General features: G+C 66.7%; 23 protein-coding genes. 13 read left to right on the forward strand and 10 right to left on the reverse strand.

What is annotated here, in order from left to right:
* Nucleotides 1-16: 16 nt before the first annotated feature.
* From C664_RS04665 to C664_RS04700, 8 genes are read right to left on the reverse strand one after another with little or no spacing between them, the layout of a single operon-like run.
* Nucleotides 17-721 carry a type II secretion system protein gene (locus tag C664_RS04665; RefSeq protein ID WP_083483047.1) on the reverse strand — a complete coding sequence of 235 codons (705 nt, stop codon included), beginning with the start codon at nucleotides 719-721 and terminating at the stop codon, nucleotides 17-19.
* The gene (locus tag C664_RS04670; RefSeq protein ID WP_004253970.1) at nucleotides 709-1,944 is read right to left on the reverse strand and encodes a hypothetical protein; all 1,236 of its coding nucleotides are present in this window, start codon (nucleotides 1,942-1,944) and stop codon (nucleotides 709-711) included. Before C664_RS04670 ends, C664_RS04665 begins: the two co-directional genes overlap by 13 nt.
* Entirely contained in the window at nucleotides 1,941-2,366 is a 426-nt protein-coding gene (locus C664_RS04675) for a hypothetical protein (RefSeq protein ID WP_004253972.1), read from the reverse strand. Before C664_RS04675 ends, C664_RS04670 begins: the two co-directional genes overlap by 4 nt.
* A complete protein-coding gene (locus tag C664_RS04680; RefSeq protein WP_004253973.1) occupies nucleotides 2,363-2,959 on the reverse strand; it encodes a hypothetical protein in 597 nt (198 codons plus the stop codon). The genes C664_RS04675 and C664_RS04680 overlap by 4 nt, the downstream gene beginning before the upstream one ends.
* Entirely contained in the window at nucleotides 2,956-4,332 is a 1,377-nt protein-coding gene (locus C664_RS04685) for a hypothetical protein (RefSeq protein ID WP_004253974.1), read from the reverse strand. The genes C664_RS04680 and C664_RS04685 overlap by 4 nt, the downstream gene beginning before the upstream one ends.
* Nucleotides 4,333-4,335: 3 nt before the next feature.
* Nucleotides 4,336-5,535 (reverse strand): type II secretion system F family protein, encoded by a 1,200-nt coding sequence (locus C664_RS04690; protein ID WP_004253975.1) that lies wholly within the window; start codon nucleotides 5,533-5,535, stop codon nucleotides 4,336-4,338.
* Nucleotides 5,532-7,244 carry a GspE/PulE family protein gene (locus C664_RS04695; protein ID WP_004253976.1) on the reverse strand — a complete coding sequence of 571 codons (1,713 nt, stop codon included), beginning with the start codon at nucleotides 7,242-7,244 and terminating at the stop codon, nucleotides 5,532-5,534. Before C664_RS04695 ends, C664_RS04690 begins: the two co-directional genes overlap by 4 nt.
* Nucleotides 7,241-8,683, reverse strand: a complete 1,443-nt coding sequence (locus C664_RS04700; protein WP_004253977.1) for a pilus (MSHA type) biogenesis protein MshL — start codon at nucleotides 8,681-8,683, stop codon at nucleotides 7,241-7,243. Before C664_RS04700 ends, C664_RS04695 begins: the two co-directional genes overlap by 4 nt.
* Nucleotides 8,684-9,089: 406 nt before the next feature.
* Between C664_RS04700 and C664_RS04705 the strand changes: the two genes are divergently transcribed.
* Genes C664_RS04705 through murA form a run of 10 tightly spaced genes read left to right on the forward strand, consistent with a single transcriptional unit; the run spans nucleotide 9,090 to nucleotide 16,240 of the window.
* Nucleotides 9,090-9,941 (forward strand): ABC transporter ATP-binding protein, encoded by an 852-nt coding sequence (locus tag C664_RS04705; RefSeq protein WP_051019113.1) that lies wholly within the window; start codon nucleotides 9,090-9,092, stop codon nucleotides 9,939-9,941.
* A complete protein-coding gene (mlaE, locus tag C664_RS04710) occupies nucleotides 9,938-10,741 on the forward strand; it encodes a lipid asymmetry maintenance ABC transporter permease subunit MlaE (RefSeq protein WP_004253979.1) in 804 nt (267 codons plus the stop codon). The genes C664_RS04705 and mlaE overlap by 4 nt, the downstream gene beginning before the upstream one ends.
* Nucleotides 10,741-11,208 (forward strand): outer membrane lipid asymmetry maintenance protein MlaD, encoded by a 468-nt coding sequence (gene mlaD, locus C664_RS04715; RefSeq protein WP_004253980.1) that lies wholly within the window; start codon nucleotides 10,741-10,743, stop codon nucleotides 11,206-11,208. The genes mlaE and mlaD overlap by 1 nt, the downstream gene beginning before the upstream one ends.
* Before the next feature lie 31 nt (nucleotides 11,209-11,239).
* Nucleotides 11,240-12,082 (forward strand): MlaA family lipoprotein, encoded by an 843-nt coding sequence (locus tag C664_RS04720; RefSeq protein WP_004253982.1) that lies wholly within the window; start codon nucleotides 11,240-11,242, stop codon nucleotides 12,080-12,082.
* A 1-nt stretch (nucleotide 12,083) separates the two neighbouring features.
* On the forward strand, nucleotides 12,084-12,716 hold the full coding sequence (locus C664_RS04725) for an MlaC/ttg2D family ABC transporter substrate-binding protein (protein WP_004253984.1): 633 nt from the start codon (nucleotides 12,084-12,086) through the stop codon (nucleotides 12,714-12,716).
* Entirely contained in the window at nucleotides 12,713-13,000 is a 288-nt protein-coding gene (locus C664_RS04730; RefSeq protein WP_004253986.1) for an STAS domain-containing protein, read from the forward strand. Before C664_RS04725 ends, C664_RS04730 begins: the two co-directional genes overlap by 4 nt.
* On the forward strand, nucleotides 12,997-13,893 hold the full coding sequence (locus C664_RS04735; protein WP_004253988.1) for an ABC transporter ATP-binding protein: 897 nt from the start codon (nucleotides 12,997-12,999) through the stop codon (nucleotides 13,891-13,893). Before C664_RS04730 ends, C664_RS04735 begins: the two co-directional genes overlap by 4 nt.
* A gap of 46 nt (nucleotides 13,894-13,939) precedes the next feature.
* A complete protein-coding gene (locus C664_RS04740; RefSeq protein ID WP_004253990.1) occupies nucleotides 13,940-14,713 on the forward strand; it encodes an ABC transporter permease in 774 nt (257 codons plus the stop codon).
* An 11-nt stretch (nucleotides 14,714-14,724) separates the two neighbouring features.
* Nucleotides 14,725-14,982: a BolA family protein gene (locus tag C664_RS04745; RefSeq protein ID WP_004253992.1), complete on the forward strand. Its 258-nt coding sequence runs from the start codon at nucleotides 14,725-14,727 to the stop codon at nucleotides 14,980-14,982.
* A 7-nt stretch (nucleotides 14,983-14,989) separates the two neighbouring features.
* Entirely contained in the window at nucleotides 14,990-16,240 is a 1,251-nt protein-coding gene (gene murA, locus C664_RS04750; RefSeq protein ID WP_004253994.1) for a UDP-N-acetylglucosamine 1-carboxyvinyltransferase, read from the forward strand.
* 179 nt (nucleotides 16,241-16,419) lie between these two features.
* Here murA and rnk read toward each other — a convergent pair whose 3' ends face one another.
* Nucleotides 16,420-16,827 (reverse strand): nucleoside diphosphate kinase regulator, encoded by a 408-nt coding sequence (gene rnk / locus C664_RS04755; RefSeq protein ID WP_004253996.1) that lies wholly within the window; start codon nucleotides 16,825-16,827, stop codon nucleotides 16,420-16,422.
* 152 nt (nucleotides 16,828-16,979) lie between these two features.
* Here rnk and hisG point away from each other — a divergent pair, with 152 nt between their 5' ends.
* Together hisG and hisD are read left to right on the forward strand one after the other, a co-directional pair.
* Nucleotides 16,980-17,624, forward strand: coding sequence for an ATP phosphoribosyltransferase (hisG, locus tag C664_RS04760; protein WP_004253998.1), 645 nt, complete (start codon nucleotides 16,980-16,982; stop codon nucleotides 17,622-17,624).
* A 10-nt stretch (nucleotides 17,625-17,634) separates the two neighbouring features.
* The gene (hisD, locus tag C664_RS04765) at nucleotides 17,635-18,942 is read left to right on the forward strand and encodes a histidinol dehydrogenase (RefSeq protein WP_004254000.1); all 1,308 of its coding nucleotides are present in this window, start codon (nucleotides 17,635-17,637) and stop codon (nucleotides 18,940-18,942) included.
* Nucleotides 18,943-19,118: 176 nt separating this feature from the next.
* Here hisD and hisC read toward each other — a convergent pair whose 3' ends face one another.
* Nucleotides 19,119-20,192: a histidinol-phosphate transaminase gene (hisC, locus tag C664_RS04770; protein WP_004254003.1), complete on the reverse strand. Its 1,074-nt coding sequence runs from the start codon at nucleotides 20,190-20,192 to the stop codon at nucleotides 19,119-19,121.
* 158 nt (nucleotides 20,193-20,350) lie between these two features.
* Between hisC and hisB the strand changes: the two genes are divergently transcribed.
* Nucleotides 20,351-20,938 (forward strand): imidazoleglycerol-phosphate dehydratase HisB, encoded by a 588-nt coding sequence (gene hisB, locus C664_RS04775; protein ID WP_004254005.1) that lies wholly within the window; start codon nucleotides 20,351-20,353, stop codon nucleotides 20,936-20,938.
* Nucleotides 20,939-20,990: the final 52 nt, after the last annotated feature.

The raw sequence follows: 20,990 nt of genomic DNA on the forward strand, positions 1-20,990 counted from the left end.
GGGTGGAAGGCGGATGTCAGAGGCGACCGGCCTGCGCCATGCGTGCGATCAGCAGCGGGCGGCCGATCCAGACGAGGAGGTCGTCGTAGTCGGGGATGCTTTCGCCAGCCTGATAGGTGGAGGAGTAACTGGCGTTGAGTCCGTCGGCGCGGCGGTTCGGGCCCGTCGAATAGATGATCGCGACCGCCTGCGAGTCGGTGACGGTGATGCGGCTGCCGTCGTGGGCGCGGATCTGCAGGTCGTCGGTCGGGGCGGTCGCCGCGCTGATGACGGTGTCGGCGAAGGCGCGGTCGACCCGGTAGTGCCAGTGTCCGCCCCAGTGGTCGCCGGGGCTCCTGCGTGTCAGTCCCCAGGCATCGGTGGCCGACAGCCCGAGGGTCAGCCACGGCAGCCGGCCCTCGCGGGCGGTGTTGCAGGGCGGGCTGTCCTCGATCCCGTAGCCGGGCGCGCCAGGGGCGTCCTCGGTGCTGGGACAGGGCAGGCGGCCGTGGATGATGGCGAACCCGATGAGCGCCTGCTGGATGTCGCGCAGGCGGTCAACGGTGAGCTGACGGTCGCGTGCCTCGATGCGTGCGCCTAGCGGCACCATCAGTCCGCCGGCCAGAAGCGACAGGATCACCAGCACGATTGCGAGCTCGGCGAGGGTGAATCCGCCTTGAGCAGGACAGGGCGTGCAGGTGCCGGGCGCTGACTGCGGAGGGGGGCTATTCAGGGAATGCATCGGACGACGTCCTGGGTGGCGGGCAGGCGGGGGTCGATGGTGCGGAACAGGGGCGCACCCGCGAATCGGGGAATGCCGCTTGCGTAGTTGTGCGCGTTGTCGCCTTCGAGATACTGCGCGGCGTCCTCGCGTTCGGCAGTGGTCGTGCGCCGCTGGCGGTCGGGACCTTCGCGGATGCGCTCGCCACCGAAGAGCAGCGCAGCCCGGCAAAGGTGGAGGGTGTCGCTGTCCGTGTCATGGACCGTCACACAGGGAGTGCCATCGATGCAGGCAGCGATGCGGAATTGGTCGCGCCAGTTGTTGTGTGCGACTGCATGCTCGCCGGGGAGCGCAAGTACGGTCGACAGCGGCAGGGGGCCGGTCGCCACCAGGCCGCCGGCTGCGGCCGTGAGATGGGTCGCGATGAAGTCGGGGCTGGCCAGTGCGGCGTCGAGCGCGGTTGCGGCGCGTGCGCCGATCTGCTCGATCCGGTCCGCATGGTCGTGGCGGCGGCGCAAGGCATCATGGATGTCGTCGATGCCGATCCAGGCAAGCACGTCGTTGCCGGCCAGGTCTGCCGTGCCACCCTGGCGGAAGTTGCTCGGAACGACGAGGCTGTTGCCGCCGTCGAGGAAGGCGGGTAGGTCGTCGATCGCCGATGCGCTGCCCGGGCAAGGTCCCGCGCCGGTGTTGATGCGGATCTGGCCTGTCAGTGCCGCGCCGGGCGCGATGATGACGGCGATTGCGAGGCTGTCCGGCCCGGCCACCGCTATCTGCCGCCCGGCACGGTCGAAAAGTCCGAACTGGCCGGGACTGTCCCAGTTCAGTACCAGCGGTTTCGGGTTGTTCTTGACACTGCCGGCGACGGCATACCACAGGCATTCGTGCCATCCGTCGCGCAGTTCCGGCAGTGCCAGGGTTCGCCATGGCAGGCGGCCAAGGCTCGGGATGCTGCGTGCGCCGCAGGCGCCCAGCGTGCTCGAGCCGCTGTTGCCTGCATCGGGGCAGGGCAGATGACCATGGCCTTCGCCAGGGTGGCGCTCGGCGTAGCTGATCGCATAGCCGATCAGGGCCTCGCGTGCTTGAGAGAGCGCTTCGACGCTGCGTGCCTGCGCGCGCGATTCGGCAAGGATGCGCAGTTCGCCCTGTGCGAGCAGGCCGGCGGCCGACAGGAGTGCGCTCAGGAGCAGGACTGCGAGCAGGCCGTTGCCGGCGACACGATGGCAGGGGCGGCGGGCGCTCATCGGAGGGTGTCGCGGTGGCGCTGGACGTGGAGCCGCGGCAGGCTGCTGTCGGCGGACCGGGCGGACGGCGGCCAGCTGTCGCCGACGTGCAGTCGCAGCTGCGATGCGGGCTGAGGGATGAGCTCGAGCGCCGGATAGGGCGCGAGCCGAAAGAGCGGAGCCGGTGCGAGCGGTTCGGCATCGAGCCAGATCGTGGCCCGCCCGGTGCTGCTGCGCAGGAGCCCGTCGATGCGACGGGACACGGGGGCCGCGTCCGGCTCACCGTGGTCGACGACCGTTTCGCGGGGCTGGTCGAGGGCGTGACGCTCCGCCGGGGTATGGAACAGGCGACCCAGATCGGCGGCCGCCACGCTCGTCCCCCAGAATGCGAGCAGGAGCGTGAGAGCGCAGACGGAAACGGGACGCGGACTGACCGTGCTCATGGCGTCTTGGCGATAGCAGGCAGGGCGACGCTCAGCCAGGAGAGGCGGCAGTCCGCCGTGATGCGGGCCGGAGCCTGGCTGACCACGCGTTCCAGCCTGCAGGCGCGCACGCGGACATGGGGCGTGGATTCGATGACGTCGAGCAGGCGCGGCACGTGGCCCTCGTGGCGGAGGGCGAAGCGGGCGGTGATCTCGCTGTGGAGCAGGAGCGAGGCCGGCTTGCCGGCCGGCGGTTGTGGAGGCGAGGAGGACGTCGAGAGGATGCGGACGGGCATGCTCTCCCTGCCGAGCCGCTCGACCGCTTCCTGTAGCGCGAGTGACCAGGACTGCGGGCCGGGCGTGCGCGCCAGCGCTTCAAGTGCCTGCCAGTGTTCCGCGGTGCGCCGCGTCGCGTCGGCGCGTGCGGAGATCGACTGCAGTTCGGCGTCGATCTGCGCATCCGCACGACGAACGCGGTCGAGGACGGACGCCGCCTCGTCGACCCTGGCGATCGAGCCGATCAGCAAGGCTGCCGCCACGACGAGTCCGCCCACGGCAAGCCCAGGCGCAGCGAATCGCGCAAGCTCGGCCTGGCGTGATTCGGCCGCCTTCATGGGCGTTCACGGCCAAGCGTGTCGAGCGCGGTCCGCACGGAGATCACGGATCGTCCATCCGGACGCCCGGACTCGATTTCCAACGGGCCCAGGCGCTCGAGCCGCTGGGCGATCGCTTCGAGGTCCTGGGGCGCGGCGTGCATGAGCGTCAGCGTGATGAGGGCATCGGGCGCTTCCTGCGCCCACGAGAGCGAATCCAGACTGGCGGAGGGGCTGTCCTCGAGGGCGTGGGAGATGTGTTCCAGGAGGGCCCGGGTCGGGACGCGCAGGTGTGCGGCCTGCTCGAACTGCTCGACGCTTGCCTGGATGAGGTCGGCCGTGGCGGGCAGCGGGGGAATGGAGGCCTCGATGCGCGCGACCAACGCACGCTTCGCGCCCAGTGAGGCTTCAAGCGCCGTGCGCGCCTGCGTCAATCGTGATGCGTTCTGCCAGTTCAGCATCGCCGCCGCCATGCCGGCCACGCAGAGGGCAGCCGAGGCGCCGACAAGCAGGCGCCTCGGTCCTGACATGAGGCCCGGAGGCATGGGTGTCTGCCAGCCCAGTCGGGGCGAGGCCTTATCCAGCCAGTGGAGCAGAAGACGAGTGCAGTCCAGGTCCTGGCCTTCCGTGGCGGCGATGCCGAACGATACGGGATCGAGCCAGTGCAGTTCGAGTCCGTGCGCAGCGGCAGACGAGGATGTAAAGAGGGGTGGCAGCACCGCTTCAGGGGCGATGATGCTGACCAAGGGCTGTGCGGTTCCGCCGACGACCGTGCTTGCGTAGCGTGCGGTGCGTGCGATCTCGAGCAGCCACTCGGCGTTCTGCGCGGCTGCGCCTGACGGGTAGTCTTCGACGAGGCGGGACAGGCGGGCACGCCCTTCGGCGATCAGCGTCACACGCATGCCAGCCCGGCTGAAGCTGACGAGCAAGCCGTCGGCGAGCCCGCTGCAGGCGGCCAGCAGTGCGCTCGCCGGGATGGTGCATTCGATGTGTGCGCGCGCCGATTGCAGGGCGTCGATCCAGGGGGCGATCCGCTCCGGCCGGGTGAGGCCGCTGAAGAGCACGCGTTCGGTAGCTGCGCCGCGCTGGCGGGGCTTGTCCGGCAGCGTGTCGGCACGGGCCCAGATCGGTTGAGGAAACCATTGCGCAAGCCTGCGGGCGATGAGCGCGCGGCGATCCGCCCCGCGGACCCGTGGCAGGACCTCGGTCTCATGGGCTTCTTCACCGAGATCGACCAGGACGCGGAAGCGCGAGCCGCGCGGGCGTCCCGCGACCCAGCGGGCGAAGTCCGTCGTCTGGTGAGGCGCAAAGCGTTCAGCGCATTCAGGCCTATGGCCATGCATTTGCCATGCCTCCAGGCCGAGTGAATCGATGCGTAGAAGCAGGCGGCTCATGGGTCAGAGCGGAAGGCGGGTGATGAGGCCGTAGATCGGGCCGAGGATGGCGCTGGCGACCCACAGCAGCAGGGCGCCCAGCATGACGGTGAGCCCGGGTTCGATGGCCGCCTGCAGGCGGCCGATGGCGATCTCCACATCGCGCCGGCACAGCAGGGCGATGTTCTCGAGGGCACGGTCGAGCGCGCCGGTCTGTTCGCCGACCTGGGCCATCCGGGTGAGCAATGCGGGAAAGCGGCTCGCCGTCTCGAACGCTGCGGAAAGCGGGCGGCCTTGTTCCACCTGCCGCGTCACGTCGTGCAAGGCGGCGCGCAGGGCGAGATTGCCCGTGGTGTCTTGTGAGATGCGCAAGGCATCGATCACGGGGACGCCGGCGGCATAGAGACTGGCGAGGGTGCTGGCGAAGCGGGCGAGCCCGATGTCGCGCAGGATGCCGCCGACAAGCGGTAGCGACAGCAGCAGGCGGTGAGCGTGCACGCGAGCCGGCTCGGAATGGGCGAGTTGCCATTGCAGGGCGGCGGCCAGGCTGCCTGCGCCCAGCAGCATCAGCCAGCCATGGCGGGTGACGAGCGCGGACAGGGCAAGCAGCAGTTGCGTCTGCAGCGGCAATTGTTCGCCGCTGCTGCGGAAGAGCTTTTCCATCTCGGGCACGACCTGAACCAGTGCCACGACGAGCGCGGCCAGAATCAGCGCGGCGACGATCGCCGGGTAGATTGCGACGCGCCTGGCGTGTGCGACGAGTGCCTCCTCCCGCTCCAGTACCGCGCCGATTTCGCGGACGGCCTCGCTCAGCCGGCCTGCATGCTCGCCCGCCTTGATCAGCGCGACCAGCGCAGGGGCGAACACGCCTTCCTGGCGCGCGATCGCCTCGGACAGGGGGCGTCCGCGCTCGACATCGGCGAGCAGCATGCCGATGAGGGCACGGGTGCGCGCGTGTGTCGTGGCGTTCCGCATGGCCGTCAGCGCCTCGAAGGGCGGGACGCCTGCGGCGAGGAGTTGTTCGAAGTGGAAGCAGAAATGGATCAGCTCCCGACGCGGTACCTTGGCGCGCGTCCGCCAGCGTAGACGGACGGGTTCGCCATTGATCAGCACCAGGCCCATCGTCTGCAGGCGCTGTTCGAGATCGAGCAGGTCGGCGGCGTCGAGTTCGCCCCGCACCCGACGGCCGTCGGCTGCCATGGCGCGATAGCGATGGAGGTTCATGCGGCGACTCCCCGTTCGTCCGCATGCGCGGCGAGGTCGATGACGCGGCTCAACTCGGCCAGCGAGGTACTGCCGTCGAGCACGCGCCGGATGCCGTCGTCGGCGAGGCTCGCGTGTCCGCCGGCGCGCAGTGCGGCCCGCAGTCGGCCGAGGCTGGCGCCCTCGTGGATGAGTTCGTCGAGCGCAGGGTCGATCCTGACCAGCTCCATGATCGCCAGACGCCCGCGGTAGCCACGGAAGTCGCATGCAGGGCAGCCGACGGGATGGAAGATTCGGGGCGGGGTGGCGGGGGACAGCCCAAGCAGCCTGCAGGCGTCCGCGCTTGCCGCAGCCTCGGACCGGCAGTCGGGGCACAGTCGGCGTACCAGGCGTTGCGCGATGATGCCGGCGAGACTCCCGGCCAGCATGTCCGCACGTAGGCCGATGTCGACAAGCCGCTGCAGCGTGCCGGCGGCCGAGTTGGCATGCAGGGTCGAGAACACGCGATGCCCCGTGAGCGTGGCGCGCAGTGCCATGCGTGCGGTGTCGGTGTCGCGGATCTCGCCGATCAGGAGGATGTCGGGATCCTGGCGCAGCAGCGCACGCACGCCGTCGGCGAAGTCCAGGCGCGAGGCCTCGCCGACCGAGGTCTGACGCAGCTGGGCGAGCGGATATTCCACCGGATCCTCCAGCGTCATGATGTTCACCGCCTCGACGTTCAGGTGATTCAGGATCGAATACAGCGTCGTGGTCTTGCCGCTGCCGGTGGGGCCGACGACCAGTGTCAGGCCTTCGGGGCGGGCAAGGATGCGGTCGAGGGTCGTGCGTTGGCCGTCGGTCAGCCCCAGGGCGTCGAGCGGTACGATGCCCTTCTCGCGATCGAGGACGCGCAGCACGATGTTTTCGCCGTGCAGGGTGGGCTGGGTGGCGACGCGGAAGTCGATCGGGCGGCCGGCCAGCGTGATCGAGATGCGTCCATCCTGAGGGCAGCGTGACTCGGCGATGTCGAGCCCGGCCATTACCTTGAGGCGGACAGCCAGTTCCGGCCAGAACGATTTGTGCAGTGCGCGCACCTGGCGCAGCGTGCCGTCGACGCGCTGACGGATGCGCAGGAAGCCGGCCTCGGGTTCGAAGTGGAGGTCGGAGGCGCCGCGTGCAGCGGCGTCTGCAAGCATCGCGTCGACCAGACGCACAATCGAGTTCCCGTCGGTCGTCGCTGCAGGCCCCAGAAGGGCGCTGCGCGCGTCGCGCTGCTCGATCTCGTGCACGATGTCGTCGATCGTTGCAGGCTGGCCGTAGTGGCGGTCGATCGCACGCGACAGCTCGGCGTCGGCCGCCAGGCGCAGCGCGATTCGAACCTGTGGCCCAAGCTCGGCGCGCAGCCGATCCTGGGCGACGATGTCGTCCGCACTGGCCGCGGCGATGGTCAGCGTCTGCGACGCATGGTCATAGTGCAGCGGCAACAGGCGATGCCGTTGCGCCAGCGCTCGCGGCACGCGTGCAAGGGCGTTGGGGTCGGCGAGGGTGTCGCCGAGGTCGACGCTCGTGTGCCCGTAGTGCGCAGCGAGTGCGTCGCGCAGCGCGGTGTCGCTGACGAAGCCGAGTTCGACCAGCAAGCGTCCGAGCGGGCGTTGGCGCCGCTGCTGCTCGTGCAAGGCGATGCGTAGCTGGTCGTCGCCGATCAGGCGCGCCGCGGTGAGGATCTGGCCAATGAGGACGGGTGCGTTCATGGCTGGCTGGGCAGGACGGGAAGCTCGGGACGTAGGGGTATGGATGGGTGATTGCGCTGGCCAGGCGATGGGGTGCTGACGAGGAAGTCGGCGTCAGGCAGCTGGCCGACATAGGGTGCGTAATCGGCGTTAGTGCTCGGGTCGTCGATCAGCAGTGGGCGCAGGAAGATCAGCAGCTCGGTCCGGCGCGCGGTGTTGTCGCGGCGGGTGAACAGCTCACCCAGCAGCGGGACGTCGCCGAGCAGCGGGATTCGGCCGGTGTCGTGATCGACGCGGTCTTCCATGAGCCCCCCGAGCACGGCGATCTGACCGCTGCGAAGGCGCAGCATGGACTCGATCTCACGCGTACGGATCTGCGGCACGCGGTTGGGGATGTTGCGCAGCGAGGGGTTGGGGTCGTCCTTGAAGCCGGCGATGCCGGAGATGGTCGGGCGGATGTTCAGCGTGATCTCGCCGCCGGCGCTGATCTGCGGTGTCACCGACATCACCATGCCCACCGAGACCGATTGCGGTGTCGTGGTCGCGGTGATCTTCTCGCGCTCGCTGTCGCCATATTCGGTCGTGGAGGCGTCAACGAGGAAGTAAACATATTCCTCGACGACCTTGAGCATCGCCGTCTGGTTGTTGAGCACCGACAGCCGCGGGCTGGACAGCACCTTGACCGTGCCGAAAGTCTCGAGGAGTTCCACCTTGATGTCGAAGCTGCCGGACAGGTAGCTCAGGGTGGGTGATCCCGCGGCCGCGCCATCGTTGCTGCCCCGCGGCGCGACATGCCAGCCGGGCAGGCCGAGCCGCGTCCAGTCGATGCCCTGCCGATAGCCGTCTGCCAGCGTGACCTCGACGATCGTCGCCTCGATCAGCACCTGGCGGCGCGCGGCCGCCTGGACATCGCCAAGAAAGGCGCTCAGCTGTTCGTGCTGGCGTGCGGTCGCGCGCACCATGACGATCCCGCTGCCCGGGTTGAGCATGATGTCCGGGCAAATGGCGCTGTCGGCCTTGCACGGGGACGCGCCGCCCGCCGGGTCGGACAGGATGGCGCGGATGTTCGACTGCAGCACCTCCCAGAAGTCGTTCGTCGAGCGCGTCTCGATCTGAGTCACGGAGGTGTTGCCGGCGCCGTTCGGGCCGTTGGCCCCGCTGCTGGCCCCGGTTGCGATCTGCGTGCTGGTGGCGACGGTCCCCCTCATGCTGCGGCTGAGGTTGACGTAGTCGAGCACGTAGCTGCGCAGGAACGGGGTGTCCGGTCGCACGCTGAGATGGTCGCCGGCGAGCGTGTAGCGGATCGGCGCCAGTTGGGCGATGCGGGCAAGCAGGCGGTCGAGCGGCTGGTCGATAGCGTTGAGCGTGACGCGTCCCTCGAGTCCGGGATGCAGGTCGAGGTTCAGGCGCGCATCGCGGCCGATGGCGAGCAGGAGTTGGGTGACCGGGAGATCATGCACCGCGACCGAATAGGTTTCGTCGCGCCGGAGCGGGTGCGCCCGCTGCGGCGCCGCGGGCCGGGTGCTCGCCGGTGCCGGCGGATCAGCTGGCGACGCGGCCGCAGCGTGGGGAGCAGTCTGTGGCGGGAGTGAGTGTCCAGCCGTCAGATGTCCGCCTGGCGTCGGTGCGGGCGGCAGCGTCGTGCAGGCGCCGCCAGCGAGTCCGACGCAAAGGGCGTACAGGGCGAGTCGAGCGGCGTGCTGGTGTGCGGGCATGTGCCAATGCTAAATGCATTTCAAGAGAAATGAAATATGCGTTTAGAATTGCTCGACGATCTGTCGGGCGATGCGATGTGAGTGCTTCCGTGCAATAGTTGGCTGTTGCGTTGCAGCACCGTGCCGGGAGCGATCTTTCTCCTCTGTTAGAATGCATGGTTCGAATCCAGCTGCAGGGCCTCTTGTGATCACAGCCGAGCACGGCGCTCCCCTCGTTTCCCTTCGCGACGTCCGCTTCGCCTACGGTGAGCGGTCGGTGCTGCGTGGTATCGACCTGAGCGTGCATCGTGGCCAGGTCGTGGCGATCATGGGCGGCAGCGGTTGTGGCAAGACCACGCTGCTGCGCCTGATTGGCGGGCAGCTCAAGGCGAGCTCGGGTGTGGTCGAGGTCGATGGGCGCGACGTGGGCAAGATGGGGCGTTCCGACCTCTACGCAATGCGTCGCCGGATGGGCATGCTGTTTCAGTTCGGTGCGCTATTCACCGACATCAGTGTGTTCGACAACGTGGCCTTTCCGTTGCGTGAGCACACCAATCTGCCGCCTTCGATGATCTCCGACCTGGTGTTGATGAAGCTGCAGGCGGTGGGTTTGCGCGGCGCGGCCTCGTTGCGCCCGGGTGAGCTGTCGGGCGGCATGGCGCGTCGGGTCGCGCTTGCCCGTGCGGTGGCGCTGGACCCGATGCTGATCCTCTACGACGAGCCCTTTGCCGGGCTGGACCCCATTTCGCTCGGCATCGTCGGGCAGTTGATCCGGCGCCTGAACGACGCGCTTGGCGCCAGTTCGGTCATGGTCACGCACGACGTGCATGAGTCGCTCGAGATCGTGGACTACATCTACTTCGTTTCCGAGGGGCGGATCGTCGCGCAGGGTACGCCCGACGAGATCCGGGCCTCGTCCGATCCCTTCGTGCATCAGTTCGTCAATGCGGAGGCCGATGGACCCGTGCCTTTCCATTACCCGGCGCCGCCGATCGACAGCCTGCTGCAGGGAGTGCGTCCATGAACGCCTTTTTCGGCGGTATCGTTGGCGGGCTGCGTCACATCGGCAAGCTGACCATCGACGGCGTCTGGCGCCTGGGGTTCATCACCCGCTTCCTGTTCGCCCTGCTGCTGGCGTCGGGCCAGTCGGTGCGCCGCATTCACCTGACGATTCGCGAGCTTTACTTCAGCGGCGTCCTGTCGCTGCTGATCATCATCGTCTCGGGCCTCTTCGTCGGGCTGGTGCTCGGCCTGCAGGGCTACGACATCCTGCAGCGCTATGGTTCGGCCGACGCCGTTGGCGTGATGGTGGCCTTGTCCCTGTTGCGCGAGCTCGGTCCGGTGATTGCCGCCCTGCTGTTCGCCAGCCGCGCGGGCTCGGCGATCACTGCCGAAATCGGCCTCATGAAAGCGACAGAGCAACTGAAGGCGATGGACATGATGGCGGTCAATCCGATCGCACGCGTGGTCGCTCCGCGCTTCTGGGGTGGCGTGTTGTCGATGCCGCTTCTCGCCGCGCTGTTCTCGGCGATGGGAATCTTCGGAGGCTGGCTGATCACGGTGGTGGTCATCGGCGTTGATGACGGCGCCTTCTGGTCGCAGATGCAGGCAGCGGTCGAATTCGAATACGACGTGATGAACGGTGTGATCAAGTCCTTCGTATTCGGCACCGTGGTGTCGCTCATCGCCGTGTTCGAGGGCTACGACTGCGAGCCCACGGCGGAAGGCGTTTCGCGCGCCATCACGCGTACTGTCGTCACATCGGCGCTGGCCATCCTCGCGCTCGATTTCGTGCTCACCTCTTTCATGTTCCGGGGTCAATGATGAGTCGTACCGCGCTCGACCTGTGGGTCGGCATTTTCGTCGCCATCGGCTTTGCCGCGCTGGTGTTCCTGGCGATGAAGGTTGGCAATTTTTCGGGTCTCGATGGCCGTGAGACCTATCGCATCGAGGCGCCGTTCGACAATATCGGCGGCCTGAAGGTCAGGGCGCCGGTCAAGAGTGCCGGCGTGCTGGTCGGCCGCGTGCAGTCGATCCGCTTCGATACCGAGACCTATCGCGCGGTCGTGCAGATGGAGATCGACAAGCGCTTCGAATTCCCGGCCGATACCTCGGCATCGATCCTGACTTCGGGGCTGCTCGGCGAACAGTACATCGGGCTCGATGCCGGTGCCGACATCGAGCCACTGAAGGACGGCGACCGCGTGCTCATCACGCAGTCGGCCGTCGTCCTCGAGAAGCTGATCGGCCAGTTCCTGTTCGACAAGGCAGCCGAGCCGGCTGCCCAGTAAGGCTTGCGGGCCTGCCGTGGAGAAAACAACGATGAATGCAGTGGCGAAACTTTCGCGCAAACCCCTTGCCGTGGCGGCCCTGTCGGTCAGCGTACTGTCCGGCTGTGCCACGACCGCCAACCCGGATGATCCGCTCGAGGGATACAACCGGGCCATGTTCAGCTTCAACGAGCAACTCGACAAGGTGGTCGTGAAGCCTGCGGCGCAGGCCTACGAGTTCGTGTTGCCGCAGTTCGTGCGCACCGGCGTGGGCAACTTCATCGGCAACCTCGAGGATCCGTGGATCGGCCTCAACAACCTGATGCAGGGCAAGGGTGCGGACGGAATGTCCGACCTGATGCGTTTCTTCGTGAACTCCACCTTCGGCCTGCTGGGTGTGCTCGATGTCGCCACCGAAATGGGCTTGCCGAAGCACGACGAGGACCTTGGCCAGACGCTGGGGCGCTGGGGTGTGGGTGAAGGCGCCTATATCGTGCTGCCCCTGTTCGGTTCGCGCACCGTGCGCGACGCCGTCGCGCTGCCTGCCGACCGGGCGGGCCAGAGTCCGCTCAATATCGATCACGTGCCCACGCGTAACAGTTACACCGCGCTGCGCATCACGCATGTCCGCTCGACCTTCCTCGGTGCCGAGAAGACCGTGGACGAGGCCACCATCGACAAGTACGCCTACACGCGCGACTTCTACCTTGAACAACGTCGTTACAAGGTTTCCGACGGCAATGTGACGCGCGAGTACGAGAATTTCGACGCGCGCAGGGCGCCCGAGTTGGGCGAGGAGCTCGACATGGCTGCGACCGCAGCCGTCGAGCGATTGGAACTGAACCGCATGGGTGGCGACAAACTGGCTGATTCAAGCATCCGAACCGGTAACTGACATGACTTTCAAGAGACTGATTGCACTTGCCTTTTTTATGCTCGCCGGGCTGCTGCCGGCCGCGCAGGCGTCGGCGCAGCAGGCGCCCGATGCGCTGGTGCGTGACGTGACCAACGAGGTGCTCGAGATCGTGCGCGCCGACAAGGCGATCCAGGCGGGCGACGTGCATCGTGTCATCGAGCTGGTCGACGCCAAGGTGCTGCCGCACTTCGACTTCCGCCGCATGACCATGCTGGCCGTCGGCCGCGACTGGCGCGATGCTTCGCCTGCGCAGCAGGCGCGCCTGACCGAGGCTTTCCGCACCTTGCTCGTGCGCACCTACTCCAATGCGCTGACCCAGTACCGCGACCAGACCATCGACTTCAAGCCCACGCGCTTCGCCGCGACGGACAAGCGGGTGCAGGTCCGTACCGAGGTGCGCCAGAGCGGCGCCCAGCCGATTGGCATCGATTACATGCTCGAGAAGTCCGATGCCGGTTGGAAAGTGTTCGACGTCATCGTCGCGGGGGTCAGCCTGGTCACGAACTACCGCAGCAGCTTCACGCAGGAGATCCGCAGCGGTGGCGTTGACGGCCTGATCAAGTCGCTCGAGGACAAGAATCGATCGCTCGAGGCGGAGCAGCAGCGTTCATGAGCGACGTGACGAAGGTGTTCGCGCCGCATGGCGCGCTCACCATGCTGAGCGCGGCGGCGGTGCTGGAGGAGGGGCGGCGCCTTGCGGCCGAGGCGCCGTTGGCCGTCGATTTCGCTGCGGTGACGGCGGCCGACTCGGCAGCGCTCGCGCTCATCCTCGACTGGCTGCGTGCTGCACGTGCAGCCGGCCAGCGTGTCGTGCTGCGCAACCTGCCCGCGGCGCTGATCAGTCTCGCGGCGCTCTACGACATCGACACGCTCCTGCCCCTGGAGCCGAAGGCATGACGATACCGGCCATTCGCGTCAGTGCCGTCACCAAGCAGTATGGTTCGCTGAGGGCGCTGGGTGGCGTCGACCTCGAGATTGCGCAGGGCGAGTTCTTCGGCCTCCTTGGCCCGAACGGCGCGGGCAAGACCACGCTGATCTCCGCGCTTGCCGGTCTGGTTCGGCCCGACAGCGGCTCGCTCGAGATCATGGGGCACGACGTGGCGGGTGATTACCGCAACGCCCGCCGCAATCTCGGCGTGGTGCCGCAGGAACTGGTGTTCGACCCCTTCTTCTCGGTGCGCGAGTTGTTGCGCATCCAGTCAGGCTACTTCGGCATCCGTGGCAATGACGACTGGATCGACGAGATCCTCGCCAGCCTCGACCTGACGCACAAGGCCAGCGCCAACATGCGCACCCTGTCGGGCGGCATGAAGCGCCGCGTGCTGGTGGCGCAGGCGCTGGTGCACCGGCCGCCGGTCATCGTGCTGGACGAGCCTACGGCAGGTGTCGACGTCGAGTTGCGCCAGGGGCTTTGGCAGTTCGTGCGCAAGCTCAATCGCGACGGTCACACCATCGTGCTGACGACGCATTACCTCGAGGAAGCCGAAGCCTTGTGCGGCCGCATCGCCATGCTCAAGGCAGGCAAGGTCGTTGCGCTGGATACCACCGGCAACCTGCTGCGCCGCTTCGCCACCCACAGCCTGCGGGTGCGCGTCGATAACCTCGATGCGGCGCTTGTGCTCGGTGGCCTGGCGGCCGAGGACGGCTGGGTGGAGTTCGGCTTCGACAGTTATGGCGAGGTCGAGAGCCGGCTCGCAAGCTTGCGTGAATCGGGTGCCGGTTTGCGCGAAATGCAGCTGGGAGAGCCCGATCTCGAGCGGGTGTTCGTGGAGGTCATGCATCGTGCCTGAGACGCACAAGTCCGCGCCTGGCAGGCCGGCGCCCCGTATCGAGCCGATGCCGGTCGATTCGCCGCTGACCGGTTTTCGCACGCTGTTGTACAAGGAGGTGCTGCGTTTCTGGAAGGTCAGCTTCCAGACCGTCGCGGCGCCGGTGCTCAATGCCCTGCTGTTCCTGCTGATCTTCTCGCATGTGCTCGACCGCCATGTCACCGTCTACGGCGACGTGGCCTACACCAGTTTCCTGGTGCCGGGCCTGGTCATGATGTCGGTGCTGCAGAATGCCTTTGCCAACAGCTCGTCTTCGCTGATCCAGAGCAAGATCACCGGCAACATCATCTTTGTGCTGCTGCCGCCGCTGTCCTATCGTGAGTTTTATGCGGCCTATGTGGTTGCCTCGACTCTGCGCGGGCTCTTCGTCGGCGCTGGCGTGCTGCTGGTGGCGATGCCCTTCGTGGACCTGAGCATCGCCAAGCCGTTGTGGGTGCTGACGTTCGCAGTGATGGGCGGCGTGATCCTGGGATCGTTTGGTGTGATTGCGGGCATCTGGGCGGACAAGTTCGATCAGCTCGCCGCGTTCCAGAATTTCCTGATCATGCCGCTGACCATGCTGTCGGGCGTCTTCTACTCCATCCACTCGCTGCCGCAGGTCTGGCAGGACGTGTCGCATTTCAACCCGTTCTTCTTCATGATCGACGGGTTCCGCTACGGTTTCTTCGGCCAATCCGACACCTCGCCCTGGCTCTCGCTCGGGGTCGTGTCGCTGTGTTTCGTGTCGCTCGCTGCGCTGACCCTCGCGATGCTCGCGCGGGGCTACAAGCTGCGGGCGTAAAAGGATGAATCATGTTTGAAGCAAGTGAGATCAAGCGTCTGATCGAGCAGGGCCTGCCCTGCGAATTCGTTGCCATCGAGGGGGAGGACGGTGTGCATTTCACCGGCGTCGTCGTCAGTGCCACCTTCGAGGGCAAGCCGCGCGTGCGCCAGCACCAGGCGGTGTATGCCACGCTCGGCCGCCTGATGGGCAACGAGATCCACGCGCTGCAGTTGCAGACCTTCACCCCCGCGCAGTGGGAAGAGGGTCGCGGCGAACTGGGGATGTGAGCGTTTCATGGATAAATTGCTGATCGAAGGCGGCGCCCGACTGTCGGGCGAAGTCGCCATTTCCGGCGCCAAGAATGCTGCGTTGCCCATCCTGTGTGCCGCCCTGCTGACGGCTGAACCGGTGATCTTCACCAATGTGCCGCAACTGAAGGACATCGGCACCTTGCTGGCGCTGCTCGGTCAGATGGGCGTCAAGGTCGAGCGTGCGGGCGATACCGTCACGCTGGATGCATCGGGGTTGAACAACCCGGTCGCGCCCTATGAGATGGTCAAGACGATGCGCGCCTCCATCCTGGTGCTCGGCCCGCTTGTGGCGCGCTGCGGCGAGGCGCGGGTGTCGCTTCCCGGTGGCTGCGCGATCGGAGCGCGACCTGTGGATCAGCACATCAAGGGCCTGCAGGCAATGGGTGCAGAGGTTCGCGTCGAGCATGGCTATGTGCATGCCACCGTGCCACGCCTGAAGGGCGCACGCCTGTTCACCGACATGGTGACGGTGACCGGTACGGAGAACCTGATGATGGCCGCTGTCCTCGCCGATGGCGAGACGGTGATCGAGAATGCCGCGCGCGAGCCGGAGGTGGTCGATCTGGCCAACTGCCTGGTGGCGATGGGCGCGCAGATCTCCGGTGCCGGCAGCGACGTGATTCGTATCCGCGGTGTCGAGCGCCTGCATGGCGCGACCCATCGCATCATGCCCGACCGCATCGAGACCGGCACCTACCTGTGTGCGGCGGCCGTCACGGGTGGTTCGGTACGCCTGACCGGCACTTCGTCCTGCTATCTGGACGCGGTGATCGACAAGCTGATGGATGCCGGCTGCGAGGTGGTGTCCGAGCGCGACGCGATCAGCCTGTCGGCGCCTGCGCGGCTCAATGCCGTCAGCCTGCGCACCGCGCCTTACCCGGCCTTCCCGACAGACATGCAGGCGCAGTTCATGGCGATCAACTGCGTGGCCAATGGCGTGGCAATGATCCGCGAGACCATCTTCGAAAACCGCTTCATGCATGCGGTCGAACTGCAGCGCCTGGGCGCCGATATCCGCATCGATGGCAACACGGCGGTGGTGCAGGGGGTTGCGAGACTGGAAGGGGCGACGGTGATGGCGACCGACCTGCGTGCTTCGGCGAGCCTGGTCGTGGCCGGCCTGGTGGCCGAAGGCGAAACGACGATCGAGCGCATCTATCACCTCGATCGCGGCTACGAACGCCTGGAGGACAAGCTCGCTGCGCTCGGCGCCAAGGTCAGGCGTCTGACGTGAAAGCCGGGCGCCCTGTGTGGCGCCTGGTCTGAAGTGCGAAGACGCGGGTGGTGGCGGGCGGACGCAACTGCCGCTGCCACTTCTGCTGAAGAGCCCGATCGTCGGGCTCGTCCGCTGCGGTACGGGGCCTTAGCGCCGGGCTGCGATGCGGCGTGCGCTTGCTCCAGCCCGGCTCAGGCTCAGAGTTCGAACTGACCGTTCGCCTCAGGTTGCCAGGTGACCTCGATCACCTTGAGACGGATTGACTTCCCGTCCATGCCTCCCCAGTCGATCGACTGGCCTGCCGAGAGACCCAGCAGGGCGCTGCCCGCGGGCGAGAAGATCGACACCCGATGAGCCTCGGCGTTGGCGTCCTTGGGATAGGCCAGCGTCAGTTCGTATTCACGGCCCGTGCCTTCCTCGACGAAGCGGGCACGGCTGTTCATCGTGATGACGTCGGCCGGCATGTCCTCGGGCTCGCGCACGTCGGCGCGCTCGAGTTCCTCGCGCAGGCCGTCGAGGTCGCCGCGGCTGCGGAAGGCGGGGAGGGTGAGCAGACCCTCGAGGCGCTCGAGGTCGCTGCTGGAGACGATGATCGACGGTTTCATGGTGCGGGTTTCCTGCTTGAGGTGCACGCCGACGCTGCGGCGAAACAAAAGAAAAGGCCGAACCGCCACCTGCGGTTCAGCCAGATAGGCCGAAGGTTAACAGAAGCAGCGCCGGGTTACAATGATGGCTCACTCAGCTCAAGGCTTTTCACGTGTCCAGCATCACGCTTGCCCTGTCCAAGGGGCGCATCTTCGAAGAGACGCTGCCGTTGCTCGCTGCCGCGGGCATCGTGCCTACCGACAACCCCGAGACCTCGCGCAAACTGATCATCAGTACCAACCGGCCCGACGTGCGCCTGGTCATCGTGCGTGCCAGCGACACGCCGACTTACGTGCAATACGGTGCGGCCGACCTCGGCATAGCCGGCAGGGATGTGCTCGTCGAGCATGGTGGCGCCGGCCTGTACCAGCCGCTGGACCTCGAGATCGCGAAGTGCCGCCTTTGTGTTGCGGTGCAGAAAGGCTTTGATTACGCCGCTGCGACGCGACCGGGCGGACGCATCCGCGTCGCCACCAAGTACATCAGCGCGGCCAAGGCGCACTTCGCCGGCAAGGGCATGCATGTGGATCTGATCAAGCTCTACGGCTCCATGGAACTGGCGCCCCTGGTCGGGCTGGCCGATGCCATCGTCGATCTGGTGTCGACCGGAGGGACGCTGCGTGCGAACAATCTGGAAGAGGTCGAGGAAATCATGCCGATCAGCTCGCGTCTGATCGTCAATCAGGCCTCGCTCAAGCTCAAGCGCGAACTGCTGCAGCCGGTGCTCGACGCCTTTGCCGGTGCGGTCAAACCGTAAGGATTTTTTCATGAGCCAGACGCCCATCCGCCGCCTCGATGCGCGCGAACCCGAATTCCTTTCCACTCTGGATGCGTTGCTTGCCTTCGAGTCCGAGGCGGACGAGCGCATCGATACCGCGGTGACCGAAATTCTTCGCGCGGTGCGCACCACAGGCGACGCCGCCGTGGTCGAGTTCACCCGCCGCTTCGACGGTCTGGATGTGCATTCGATGGGTGCGCTGGAACTGCCCAAAGCCGAGCTTCACTCTGCGCTCGACAGCCTGTCGTCGGAGCAGCGCGAGGCGCTGACCATCGCCGCGGACCGTGTGCGTGTCTACCACGAGCGGCAGAAGGGCGAGTCCTGGGAGTTCACCGAGGCCGATGGCACGCGGCTAGGGCAGAAGGTCACGCCGCTCGATCGCGTCGGACTCTATGTGCCGGGCGGACGCGCCTCGTATCCCAGTTCGGTGCTGATGAACGCCATCCCGGCCAAGGTCGCCGGCGTCGGCGAGTTGATCATGGTCGTGCCGACGCCGCGCGGCGAGAAGAATCCCCTGGTGCTGGCGGCCGCGGCAATCACGGGTGTCGACCGCGTGTTCACCATCGGCGGTGCGCAGGCGGTTGCAGCACTTGCCTATGGCACGCAGACCATTCCGCAGGTGGACAAGATCGTCGGTCCCGGCAACGCCTACGTCGCCGAGGCCAAGCGCCGTGTGTTCGGCACTGTCGGCATCGACATGGTCGCCGGCCCGTCGGAAGTGCTGATCATCTCCGACGGCTCCGGTCATGCCGACTGGGTTGCGATGGATCTCTTCGCCCAGGCCGAGCACGACGAGCTGGCTCAATCCATCCTGCTGTGCACCGACGCGGGTTTCATCGACGCGGTGCATGCGGCGATCGACCGCCTGCTGCCGACCATGCCGCGCCGCGAGACCATCGCCAAATCGCTCGCCAACCGCGGCGCCCTGATCCATGTCGACAGCCTCGAGCAAGCCTGCGCGCTCGCCAACCGCATCGCGCCCGAGCACCTCGAGTTGTCGCTGGATGATGCCGAATCCTGGATCGACCACATCCGCCATGCCGGCGCGATCTTTGTTGGCCATTGGGCAGTGGAAGCGCTGGGTGACTATTGCGCCGGCCCCAACCACGTGCTGCCGACCATGCGCAGCGCGCGCTTCTCGTCGCCGCTGGGCACCTACGACTTCCAGAAGCGCACCAGCATCGTGAATATCTCGCAAGCCGGTGCCCAGCACCTCGGCAAGGTCGCTTCGATCCTCGCGCACGGCGAGGGCTTGCAGGCGCACGCCCGCTCCGCCGAGATGCGGCTGAAGGTCTGAAGTCGACGGGCTCGACGCCCGCGTGGCGATGAGCCGGGTGTGAATGGGGTATCCGTGGCGCCGGCGAGGACTGTCTGAGCCGAGCGCAGCGAAGGCGAGTTCCGCAGCCGGCAGAACGGATGCCCCAGGCACGTCCGGCGGGTTGGAGCCAAGCCGCCGAGACGCGCCGAGGTGTCTCAGCGGCCGAGAATGTCCTTCAGTGCCCCGACCAGAATGCCGCACTGCTCGTCGGTGCCGATCGTGATCCGCATGAACTGATCGATCCGCGCCGCCTTGAAGTGGCGCACGATGATCGCGCGCTTGCGCAACTCGGCAGTGAGCTCGGCCCCATCGCGCTGCGGATGGCGGGCGAAGATGAAGTTTGCTGCCGAGGGCAGCACCTCGAAGCCCAGCGCCCGCATGTCGGCCACCAGCTTCTCGCGCGTTGCGATGACCTTGCGGCAACTCTCCTGGAAGAACGCCTCATCCTCGACCGACGCCACCGCGCCCGCAATCGCCAGCCGGTCGAGCGGGTAGGAATTGAAGCTGTTCTTGACCCGCTCCAGCGCCTCGATCAGGTCCGCATGCCCCGCGGCAAAACCGACTCGCAGGCCAGCGAGCGAGCGGCTCTTCGAGAAGGTATGCACCACGAGCAGGTTCGGATACCTGTCGATCAGACCGATCGCGCTCTCGCCGCCAAAGTCCACATAGGCCTCGTCCACCAGCACCACCGCGTCCGGGTTGCCGGCGACGATGCACTCGACCGCGGCCAGCGGCAGCAGGCGGCCGGTCGGCGCGTTGGGGTTCGGGAAAATGATCGCGCCCGGGCGTTCGCCCCCCTGCGGAAGATAGTCATCGGCCCGGATCGAGAAGTCCTCCGCCAGCGGGATCATGCGGTGTGCGATGTCGTACAGCCCGCAGTAGACCGGGTAGAAGCTGTAGCTGATGTCGGGGAACCACAGCGGACGATCCTGTTTGAGCAGCGCCATGAATGCGTGCGCGAGCACCTCGTCGGAGCCGTTGCCAACGAAGATCTTTTTTGGCTGAAGGCCGTGGCGTCTGGCGAGCGCGGCCTTGAGGGCGTCCGCGTTCGGGTCGGGATAGAGGCGCAGGGAATCACCCGTCGCCGCCCGGATCGCCTCAAGCGCCTTGGGCGAGGGGCCATAGGGGTGCTCGTTGGTGTTGAGCTTGACCAGGTTGTCGAGCTTGGGCTGTTCGCCCGGGACGTAGGGGGTCAGGCCGTGTACGACGGCGCTCCAGAAGCGGCTCATGATTTCGTCTGCAAAAGGAAGGCGAGCAGGGGATCGGGTGGCAGGTCGGCAACGCAATGGCGTGGCGCTGGTCTACGCCAGAGTCCGTGCGTTGCAGTCAATTTGCCGGGCGATGTTATCATGCCCGGCACCTGTCACCCTGGAGCCATCAGCCAGTCATGCGGCAAGCCGAAGTCACTCGCAATACCCTCGAGACGAAGATCTCAGTGCGCATCAATCTCGATGGCACGGGCAAGGGCAAGCTCGATACGGGCGTTCCCTTTTTCGACCACATGCTCGATCAGATCGTCCGCCATGGCCTGATCGACCTCGACATCCACTGCGAGGGCGACACGCATATCGACGACCATCACACTGTCGAGGATGTCGGCATTGCGCTGGGCCAGGCCTTTGCCAAGGCAATCGGCGACAAGAAGGGCCTGCGCCGTTACGGTCATGCCTATGTGCCGCTGGACGAGGCACTGTCGCGCGTGGTGGTGGACTTTTCCGGTCGGCCGGGGCTGCATTACTTCGTCGCCTACACGCGGGCCCGCATCGGCAATTTCGATGTCGACCTGGCGCGCGAGTTCTTTCAGGGTTTCGTCAATCACGCCGGTGTCACGCTCCACATCGACAACCTGCGCGGTGAAAATGCGCATCATCAGTGCGAGACGGTGTTCAAGGCATTCGCACGCGCGCTGCGCATGGCTGCCGAGGCCGACGAGCGCGCAGCCGGCACCATCCCCTCCACGAAGGGCGCGCTCTGAGCGACTTTTCCTCGCGGCCGTATTCGACGGCCGCCCTCCTGTTCGATAGCGA

This window comes from Thauera sp. 63 (assembly GCF_000310165.2).
GTDB lineage: Bacteria > Pseudomonadota > Gammaproteobacteria > Burkholderiales > Rhodocyclaceae > Thauera > Thauera humireducens.